At 33.0% G+C, this 8,803-nt stretch carries 8 protein-coding genes and 1 pseudogene; 2 read left to right on the top strand and 7 right to left on the bottom strand.

The genetic code is table 11. From position 1 onward, the window contains the following. Positions 1-136 precede the first annotated feature (136 nt). The 3 genes from ACH6CY_RS15315 to ACH6CY_RS15305 all read right to left on the bottom strand — a co-directional run bounded on the left by ACH6CY_RS15315 (position 137) and on the right by ACH6CY_RS15305 (position 2,102). Positions 137-604 (bottom strand): GNAT family N-acetyltransferase, encoded by a 468-nt coding sequence (locus tag ACH6CY_RS15315; protein ID WP_374068183.1) that lies wholly within the window; start codon positions 602-604, stop codon positions 137-139. 383 nt (positions 605-987) lie between these two features. Then, a complete protein-coding gene (locus ACH6CY_RS15310; RefSeq protein WP_374068182.1) occupies positions 988-1,353 on the bottom strand; it encodes a hypothetical protein in 366 nt (121 codons plus the stop codon). A 17-nt stretch (positions 1,354-1,370) separates the two neighbouring features. Beyond that, positions 1,371-2,102, bottom strand: coding sequence for a DUF421 domain-containing protein (locus ACH6CY_RS15305; protein ID WP_374068181.1), 732 nt, complete (start codon positions 2,100-2,102; stop codon positions 1,371-1,373). A gap of 327 nt (positions 2,103-2,429) precedes the next feature. On the opposite strand from ACH6CY_RS15305, the gene ACH6CY_RS15300 reads away from it, so the two are divergent. Next, positions 2,430-3,248 (top strand): cupin domain-containing protein, encoded by an 819-nt coding sequence (locus ACH6CY_RS15300; protein WP_374068179.1) that lies wholly within the window; start codon positions 2,430-2,432, stop codon positions 3,246-3,248. A 670-nt stretch (positions 3,249-3,918) separates the two neighbouring features. On the opposite strand, the gene ACH6CY_RS15295 is transcribed toward ACH6CY_RS15300, so the two are convergent. Together ACH6CY_RS15295 and ACH6CY_RS15290 are read right to left on the bottom strand one after the other, a co-directional pair. Further along, entirely contained in the window at positions 3,919-4,488 is a 570-nt protein-coding gene (locus ACH6CY_RS15295) for a GrpB family protein (protein WP_374068178.1), read from the bottom strand. Between the two features lie 243 nt (positions 4,489-4,731). After that, entirely contained in the window at positions 4,732-5,364 is a 633-nt protein-coding gene (locus ACH6CY_RS15290; RefSeq protein WP_374068177.1) for a chloramphenicol phosphotransferase CPT family protein, read from the bottom strand. Between the two features lie 404 nt (positions 5,365-5,768). On the opposite strand from ACH6CY_RS15290, the gene ACH6CY_RS15285 reads away from it, so the two are divergent. Then, positions 5,769-6,965, top strand: coding sequence for a DUF4085 family protein (locus ACH6CY_RS15285; protein WP_374068176.1), 1,197 nt, complete (start codon positions 5,769-5,771; stop codon positions 6,963-6,965). 159 nt (positions 6,966-7,124) lie between these two features. On the opposite strand, the gene ACH6CY_RS15280 is transcribed toward ACH6CY_RS15285, so the two are convergent. Continuing rightward, positions 7,125-7,676: a hypothetical protein gene (locus tag ACH6CY_RS15280; RefSeq protein WP_374068175.1), complete on the bottom strand. Its 552-nt coding sequence runs from the start codon at positions 7,674-7,676 to the stop codon at positions 7,125-7,127. A 206-nt stretch (positions 7,677-7,882) separates the two neighbouring features. Continuing rightward, positions 7,883-8,620, bottom strand: a pseudogene (locus ACH6CY_RS15275) (IS3 family transposase). Between the last annotated feature and the right edge of the window lie 183 nt (positions 8,621-8,803).

The following is an 8,803-nucleotide window of genomic DNA, read 5'->3' as shown; positions in this document are numbered from 1 at the left end:
CACGACCAACTTAGCTAGATAGCTTGGCAGATAAGCATTTTTAAGTCATTAAGGAATTTCTATGAATAATTCAGGATAGTGAATAACATGAATAAATTCTTTTTAAAATAAAAATGATACATCTACTAAATTCGTTTCATCTATGAAATACTTTTTGGTATGTATAAGAAAAACTGTCTTTCGCATATTGCGTTTCTCCGACTTTTATAAAACCTCTATTTTCATAAAAAATATGATTATCTTTTCGAAAGTCTGACGCCTCTAGTTCAAGTATCTCTATATCATCAAATGCTTCTTCGATATACTTAAGAACCATTGTTCCAATACCTTTTCTCTGATAGGATGGATCAATGAACAGTCTAACAAGTTCATACTTTCCAGGTGTTAAACATAACAAATAAAAGCCACCAATTATTGTATTATCATCTGTTATTTTATAATACAATAAACTTTTTATGAATTCCTTTTGTCGATTAATTGAATCATAACCCGGTGGACCTTCTCCGCAAATATCAACGTCTTTTTTAAATGCTTTAACTTGAACTGCTACTAAATACTTTGCTTCATCTACTGTAGCCCTAGATATACTAAAGATATGACGCACTCCTCTCTATTTTATTATCTTAAATGCTTTTCTATTATGTATGTCACCATAACAGCCTTACTGATTGTTTCTTTAAATAGTATTTTACCTTAATGAACAAGTATTTTTATAGGGTCACAAAAGATAAGTATATTTTTCATCTAAGACAGTCCAATATTTATACATTTTTATTCTCATTCTGGATAATCAATATCAGAACTATCACAATGTTAATACTACCTAAACAATTCGATTAACGAGTGAGTGGATGGAGTCACACAAAAGATTAAACGTACGCATTTAAAACGCAATCAAAACCAATTATTCATCGAGTAATTAGTAACCAAAAAGTGTCAATCTAAGTTGAGGAGCATTTTTTTCAATCCTTATTTTACTTAACCATATTATTTCGCTAATTTATCCCACATTTCATAAAAGTAATACACCTCTTCTATAATTGCTTTATCATCATTAATTTCAATACCTCCTTTAATGCGGGAAAGTATCCCATTAATCTCAATAATATATTCTTTCTCCACACTATATTGAATTCGTTTCACAATTTTTTTCCATGCATTTTCAGAGTACATTATATTTTCTTTAGCCATACCCCAGTTTTTTTCTGTAACATTATGTTCAAGTTGGATAATGGTTTCATATAACCTATCATCCTTTCCAAATGGCCCTTTTAAAAAATAACCGCTATTCATAATGACTATAAAAAAAACAAGCGTGAAAATGGGGATAAAATACAGTAAAAATTTTTTCATTTTATTCACCTCGTATATTAATAAGGTCCTTCGTAATCACCCATATCCGTTTCTTTCCCTATATTATCTTCATATTTATCAATATATAATTGCTCGTTAGGTAAAATTAGAGCATAAGCGACTTCTTTAACATCCGTTACTCCATTTGCTTGCAAGTTTTTGTTTAACCAGTCCATATCTTTTTTCCTTTGTTGCAAATTTTGAGTAATGACAATTCCATCTTGAATAACCTCTGTCGATAAATTACTTGGCGTACTAGATATTTGTAAGTCCTTTAGAGTAACAGGAAGATTTTTCGCTTTTTGTAGCACAGAGAGACCACCGTTTATTTCCATAATTGCGTATTCCACTTGTGTAATATCAAAAACTCCTTTATCCCGTAATAACATCATTAGTTCACTCATTTTTATTCGCATTTTCTTTAAATTCCCCTCTAAAATTTTTCCATTTTCTATAACAACAGTGGGTTCTCCATCTAAAACCTTCCCTAAGTAACGGTTTTTAACCGTAATATATTGTAAAATGCCAGTTAAAACAGCATAACCTGTTAACCCAACCCAATGTGCCCACACTTTAGATGAAAGATCTGTAGCGAGGGTTGCTGCAATTGAACCTATTGTAATCCCATTAATATAATCAAAAAAAGTTAATTGTCCCACTTCCTGTTTTCCAAGAACTCTCGTGAAAATTAAGAGCGAGAAAAAAGAGATAACGACCCTTACAATAACAACGAATGCTTCATCTAACATTTTACTCCTCCTGTGAACTGTATGCCTTACTAAAATCCAAATCATTTTCAGTTAAAATTGGACTAAGTTATTATAATTTTCAAAAGTTTATTTACAAGTACATTCGTTCATTGTAATTATAAATATTATTTGTTTATTTACTAATAAAATTTACAAGACTAAGATATTTATACAGACATTTTATATGATTGAATAAATTTCCTATTACAGCTACGTATGTTATATTAATGCGTTTGAATATCATTACGTTAAATGAAGTACACATAGGTACACTATCTAAGCAGAGTGCATAAGATAATTCGAAAACCTAGAAGGGATTGAGGAAAAATGTACGGTATGCCTTATATGTATCCATACCAGCCCTATTATGTAAATGTGCCAATATATAATGATGGAAGACAGCTTGTTTATTCAACTTTTCCAAATAATTCAGAAAATACGAACAGACTCGATTCTTTTCGTTCTTCTAACATTAACGGAAAGACACAGTTAAAGGATTATGGATCAAATCCATTTGTCGTTAATATTAATGAAGCAACAAGACAAAATAATACGTATCGCACTGCACTTTGGACGGGAACACATTTACAAGTTACTTTAATGAGTATTGATGTTGGCGATGATATCGGATTGGAAATACACCCTAACGTAGATCAGTTCTTACGTATTGAACAAGGGCAAGGATTTGTACAGATGGGCAAAAATAAAAATAATTTAAATTTTGAAAGAAATGTCTATGATGATTCTGCAATAATGATACCTGCTGGAACATGGCATAATGTGACCAACACAGGTAATACACCTATAAAACTTTACTCGATCTACGGTCCTCCTAACCATCCATTTGGTACAGTTCATGTTACGAAAGCAGATGCTGTTATGGAAGAAGGTCACGCGCAAAACAATAAAGGCACAGTAATTTATGGAAAGACGCCAGATGAATGGATCAAGTATACTGAATGGTTGGTGAATGAAGGATTAGAGGATGTTAAAAGAGGGATCAACACTACACACATCCTTCAGGAATTTATTCTAATGGGCGTTTTAGTAGGTAAGGGTTATTCACCTGAAAAAGCCTATGAAACAGTAGAGGAATGGGAACGCACAGGGGAATCCAAGCTTCTTCAGCAAAGCAAAAATATGTAGAAATATAGATATAGAGTAAGATCCAAAAAATTATCACCGGTACGCTTTAGGCTTGGAATTATTCCAAGCCGCTTTTCACTTGGCAACAGAATCCATACGTTCAACTTTAACCGTAAATCGTCTAATTGCTTAAAATGTAGGGCGTTTTAAAGTTTGTATTGACTTCTTTTTATATTGTAACCATTTGAATATTTTTTGTATGCAATACAATTAGAGGGTTACTTAATAGAAATTCAAAGCGCTAATATTGCTATGTTTTACAATGAAAAATTATTCATTGAATTGCAAATGCTAATTGAGCGATAATTATACTCTGTCAGTTAGATGATATAAACCGTTCAACAAAACACTAACATATATACTCTTAGTGGATAGAAATGAGACAAATTTCATTCACTTATATAGGTTTGTTGAGAAGAACATCCCTTTCACAAGGTCTGGCTAGTCAGCTAACACTTTCTGTCGCCTCGTCTCGTCAATGCGTCAGTACTGTGAACATCACTCTCTGCTTTCTTCTATGCTATCCCTAGCCTTATCCTATTTGTGCAATAATTTGAATTGGCATGACAGTAAAAGACAACATGATTTTCTCATTTTAATAATCTTTCTAGTATAAAATGTACTTTGGGATTAGCAAATACAATACATCTTATGGAAATCATTAATAAAACTACAAATATCTTTTTGGATATTTTTCTTTCGCTCTTTTTGTGCACTCAGATATAAAAACTCCCTTCGCTTCTGTATACCGATCTCGATTATGTTTATATCTTTTAGACAAGGATAGTTTCAATTCCTCATATTGTGATGCCAATGTTGGATTTTCATTCATAAAATCTCTAAAGTACAATTCATCATTATCACCATAAAACCTTACATGCACATGAAAAACTTTATCGGCAAATCCTTTTTCAGTATATCCTTTATTAAACGACATCCTTTTTTCATCTTCAGACATTAGAAAATATCCACCACCAACAAGAAGACGTTTTATTTCATTCATATTGTATTCTGTAGGTATTTCAACAAGAATATCTACTGTAGGCTTTGCTAATATTTCTTTAATTGCAGTGCTACCAATATGATTTATTTTCACACACTTGTCTTTCTGTAATAACTGGTGAATAATAGAGCTTTCTTCTGCATACCAGTCTGTCCATTCACCTTTATGTTCTGACAAAATAATAGGAAATAACTGCCACAGTTCTTCTAAACCCATCTCAGATAGTTTCTTCGGCATTAATGTCCCCCCTTTTTTAATTTTCTTATCAACATTAAAATAGTGATGTATTAGCTATGACCTTCTATTTCCCTATTTATTACTTTCAAACTCAAAATAGTCTACCTTTCCCCTCACTTCGTAAAGTTTGTCATGAGCGTCATCATTTATTCAAATTGCTGGAACATTGTATCGTATGTATATTATGTTAACATTTTCATCTTTTCTTTCTTTTGTTTACACACAAAAAACACAAACATTTAATTAATTTCTTTCACTACTCATATCTGCAATTTGCTTAAATGCATTACCTAATTGCTCCGTTTCAATATATTTTCGGATTACATTCGCACATTGTTCCGAGCTTAAAACAGAAGTATCAAGTTCTACATCATAAATACCAGGCACATGAACGGTCTCTTGCCAAAGAATAACAGGTTTCGGTACACTTCCATCTTCTTTGAAGTTATTTCCCCAAGTTGATATTCGACGCTCCATAACAACATCCAATGGACATCTGATACCGACAAATAATACAGGAAAGTCCTTCAAAAGGTTAGCACAATCATGAAGAATACCTTTTCGAGTTGAATAGAAATCATGATGTCCAACATCAACAACAATATTTAACCCTAATCGACTGTGTACAGCAACTGACTCGTACAAAGCATGATACAAGGTGACAATTAACGGCTCTAAGTCAGGTCGTTCTCCCCCAGGTCTTAATCCAATACCTGGTTGATAGCGTGGAGGAGTCATCTTCATGAAGGTATCAACTCCCAAATTCATCCACACTCCATCAAAAGTATTCTGGATAATAGTTACTATACTTGATTTCCCGGACCTTGGAGTTCCATTCAGAATCACAATTTTACCGAGTTTATTTGTGTTTTCCATTTTGTTTCCTCCTCTGCTCTTCATAATAACCTTTTTATTTACCCTAGAAAAGATATCCTCAACATGCTTCTTTACAATCAACTATCAGTGCGAAAGGACACTCATGATATTGCTCTGCTTTATCCAATTGTGCTACTCCACTTTTGTTGCTAATCCGCTATTCTATTTGACATTTATTAAAAATCTTTAATATTGATTTAACGCCTTTCTGCTTATTTCTAGGTACATGCTTAACTAATTCTTCTGCCTAAATTCGTCTTATTTTATTAGAGAAAACAACGATTGATCGCTGTTTTTTCATCCTAAGATCATTCGACCTAATATAGAGAATAAACATTTGTTAAAATCCATTTTCACAAAACTTATAGTATACTATTCTTACAAATTACACTTGAGGTGATATGATGTGGAATATATCAAAAGAAGCAAAAGAAAATTTTTCAAAATACAATCTTCTTCCGATTCATGAATCCGACAACGAATGGGAAATTGCATTAAAGGAAGCGAAAGAAGAAGGAGAAGATATCATCGTTGATTTAAGTGAAGAACTTGAAGCAGTAAAAGAAGAATTGTTTCATGTGTTGCCTAGCCGCTTCGTTCCATATTTAAACAATGGCACATTAAATCAACCTACACTACCAAAAGCAGTTCGAGAAGATTACTTACAATGGATGAGAGAGTCAGACAAGGAATTTGAACAAATTCTAAATGTTGCCTACGAAAATACTAAAAAGACCATTACACACTTGCCAACGTCTGTACAAGATGTCTTTATGGAAAGTTTGCATGATTCAACGATCGAGCGAGTGGAACGACAAAAAGATACCCTTCATCTTTTTGTCAATATAGATGGGGGCTTTTCTTCAATAGCACTTATCCATTTCATTTTTAAAGGCATTATATCTGAAATAACAGATGAGCCAATCCAAGTTGGACAATCATTTATTTATGATGAGTTACAAAAAATTGATGATGGATTTGCGCTTCGTGTGTTATTTGAATGTCCGGAAAGCCAATGGACAATTAAGATGAATGAACTAGATGCGCATTATTATTATCATCCTATGGAATACACAAGATTGAGAGATGAAGACAAGCTTGACGATACGTCAATCACTGAATACATCACAAAGTTAGATTTAGAAAATCGTTATTGGTTCATTACACCCCATGTAACGTGTGCCATTCAATCATTATCGGATAACGTTGTCATAGAAAACGGGTCAATTGAATTTGGCCAAAGTGAAATCGTTGTTATTGTAGGTAATAAACGTTATTCTTATGATTTAAACGAATACAACCCTATTGAGTTTATTTACACAAACGTTTATGAAGATCCGCATGCGCATTTTAACACGCCCCTGCCAACAGAAGAGATTGAAGTAGCCGCCTTAAGCGATGATTTAGAATTACAAGTCCGAGCATGGAACACCATGTATGCAAACCCTAAAGAACTGGTAGACATTATTAATCGTATATTATGGAAAATAGAAATTACGGAAGAAAATGAAATGATGATAAATGTTTATGTCAATCATTTTTATGAAAATGATATTTTAATAGAAGAAATCATTGAGAAGTACCAAACATTACTTGACTAACGATGTGAATATATGATTTTCTTCGCTTGAAGCCTTAATAGAACAAAAAGAGCCACCAGATTTAGTATAGAACCTTATAGCAATATATAAAAGCCCTTGTGTGGATAGAAAAACACATAAGGGCTTTTGTAAAGCGACTGCGATAGTGGCTATAAACTATTAACAATAGGGCGTTGTCAATTGAGAGACAATGGACAAACCAGGCAGAGCATTCTCTATTGTTAGACCGCTTGCTTTTTCATTAGTAAAATCCTTCATTGCTTCTCTTAGTAATACTTTACAGTGATCATCCAATTCGAAGGAAACTTCTTCTTTTTTTCCATCCGAATAGATGTAGCATTCGGTTTTTACGATGTTTTCAAATGACTTTTCAAAATAGCTAATAGTTGCGTTTTCAAATGTAGCTTCGTATCCAACTGAAAATGGAGAACCAATAGATAACATGGAGTTTCCATGAACATGAATTTTTAGAGAATGATTTGATAACAGACAATCAACAACTGCCCCTGAGTTATCAGCGTTTGTTGTCACATCAAAGGAAACAATCTTAAGATCTTTTCCAAGCCAAGTAGAAAAATCTAAATCATGAATCATTAAGGAAGACGCAATTTTATCCTGTCCAAGCTTCCCCCATAGCGGAGGCGTACGGCGATAAACAGTTAGATGTTTTAGAGCACCATACTTTTTGTTTTGGCTAAAGTCATGAATCATTTGATAATATGGATCATATCTGAGGACTACAATTTAATAGGAAGAAACTATGTATATTTGACTCAAATGTCTGATATAAAAGCATTTCATAAATTAGATTAATTCAATTTATGTAAACTTTTTTCAATTTTCGCGGGTGTTTCGTGAGTGAAAAAAGCACCCACTTTAATAAACTGTACCCTTTGTAAAGGATATTTTGAAAAAGGCTAGGCAACTTGTTGAATCTGCTGTCTGTATTTCACAGGCGGCAGTTTTTTTAAATTCCACTGGCCACAATAATTATTGTAATATGTCATATAACTCTTAACTTCTCGTTATACTTCTTCTAACGTTTCACATTCTTTTATATTCGTTTCATCCTTAAAATGCCCAAAGAATGATTTTTTGGGAGCATTATCCCAACAGTTTCCCCGACGTGACATCGATTGACCTAACCCCATTTTCTTCACGAGCTTTTGAAATTGTGGGCTCGTGTAATGGAAACCTTGATCCGAATGAATAAAGGCATCTTCTGTTAAATGGCGATGTTTCTTCAGTTTATGTAGCCTATTGAGCGCAATTTCTAAATGTAACGAAGAGGATACTTCATACGCTACAATCTCATTCGTTTCTGCGTCCTTTACTGTTGATAAATAAGCACATTTACCGCCTCCGTATGTTAAATATGTAATATCGGTTAATAGTAATTCCCCTGCCACACCTGCTTTACGATAGGCTTCACACCAACGTTTACAAGCTGTTTTAATCCGTTCAATGTCAACTATATCTGCACTAAAACCAGCTTCCTCGAAAAGTTCTCTTGGTAATTTACCATTCTCATTTTCTACAATAAAATGGCGTTTAAATTCGTCTGAGTATGTAATAGTTTTGTCACTTACCGATTGTACATAGGGATTCCTTTTTAGGTGTTCTTGTTCTTTTTTAGTAAACAATCTATTCGTCATTTTAGTTTCTTTCCAACTACTTTTTTCTCATTATAAACAAAAGTACCCCATCAGGGTGGTTACCCCCAAAAGTTAGAGTAGAAAACTAACTTTTGGGATAACCACCTTATTTAATAGTTTATTATAATCATAATATAACAAATAAATCCATTCAAACCATTACTATTTGTAAAACTGGGTACA

Source organism: Paraliobacillus sp. JSM ZJ581 (assembly GCF_044383835.1).
GTDB lineage: Bacteria > Bacillota > Bacilli > Bacillales > Amphibacillaceae > Paraliobacillus.
This window is presented reverse-complemented; position numbering and strand designations above follow the sequence as displayed.

Coding starts and splice junctions, on each gene's coding strand:
- ACH6CY_RS15310 (WP_374068182.1), bottom strand. CDS start 1,353: ATGAAAAAATTTTTACTGTATTTTATCCCCATTTTCACGCTTGTTTTT.
- ACH6CY_RS15305 (WP_374068181.1), bottom strand. CDS start 2,102: ATGTTAGATGAAGCATTCGTTGTTATTGTAAGGGTCGTTATCTCTTTT.
- ACH6CY_RS15300 (WP_374068179.1), top strand. CDS start 2,430: ATGTACGGTATGCCTTATATGTATCCATACCAGCCCTATTATGTAAAT.
- ACH6CY_RS15295 (WP_374068178.1), bottom strand. CDS start 4,488: ATGCCGAAGAAACTATCTGAGATGGGTTTAGAAGAACTGTGGCAGTTA.
- ACH6CY_RS15290 (WP_374068177.1), bottom strand. CDS start 5,364: ATGGAAAACACAAATAAACTCGGTAAAATTGTGATTCTGAATGGAACT.
- ACH6CY_RS15285 (WP_374068176.1), top strand. CDS start 5,769: ATGTGGAATATATCAAAAGAAGCAAAAGAAAATTTTTCAAAATACAAT.
- ACH6CY_RS15280 (WP_374068175.1), bottom strand. CDS start 7,676: ATGATTCATGACTTTAGCCAAAACAAAAAGTATGGTGCTCTAAAACAT.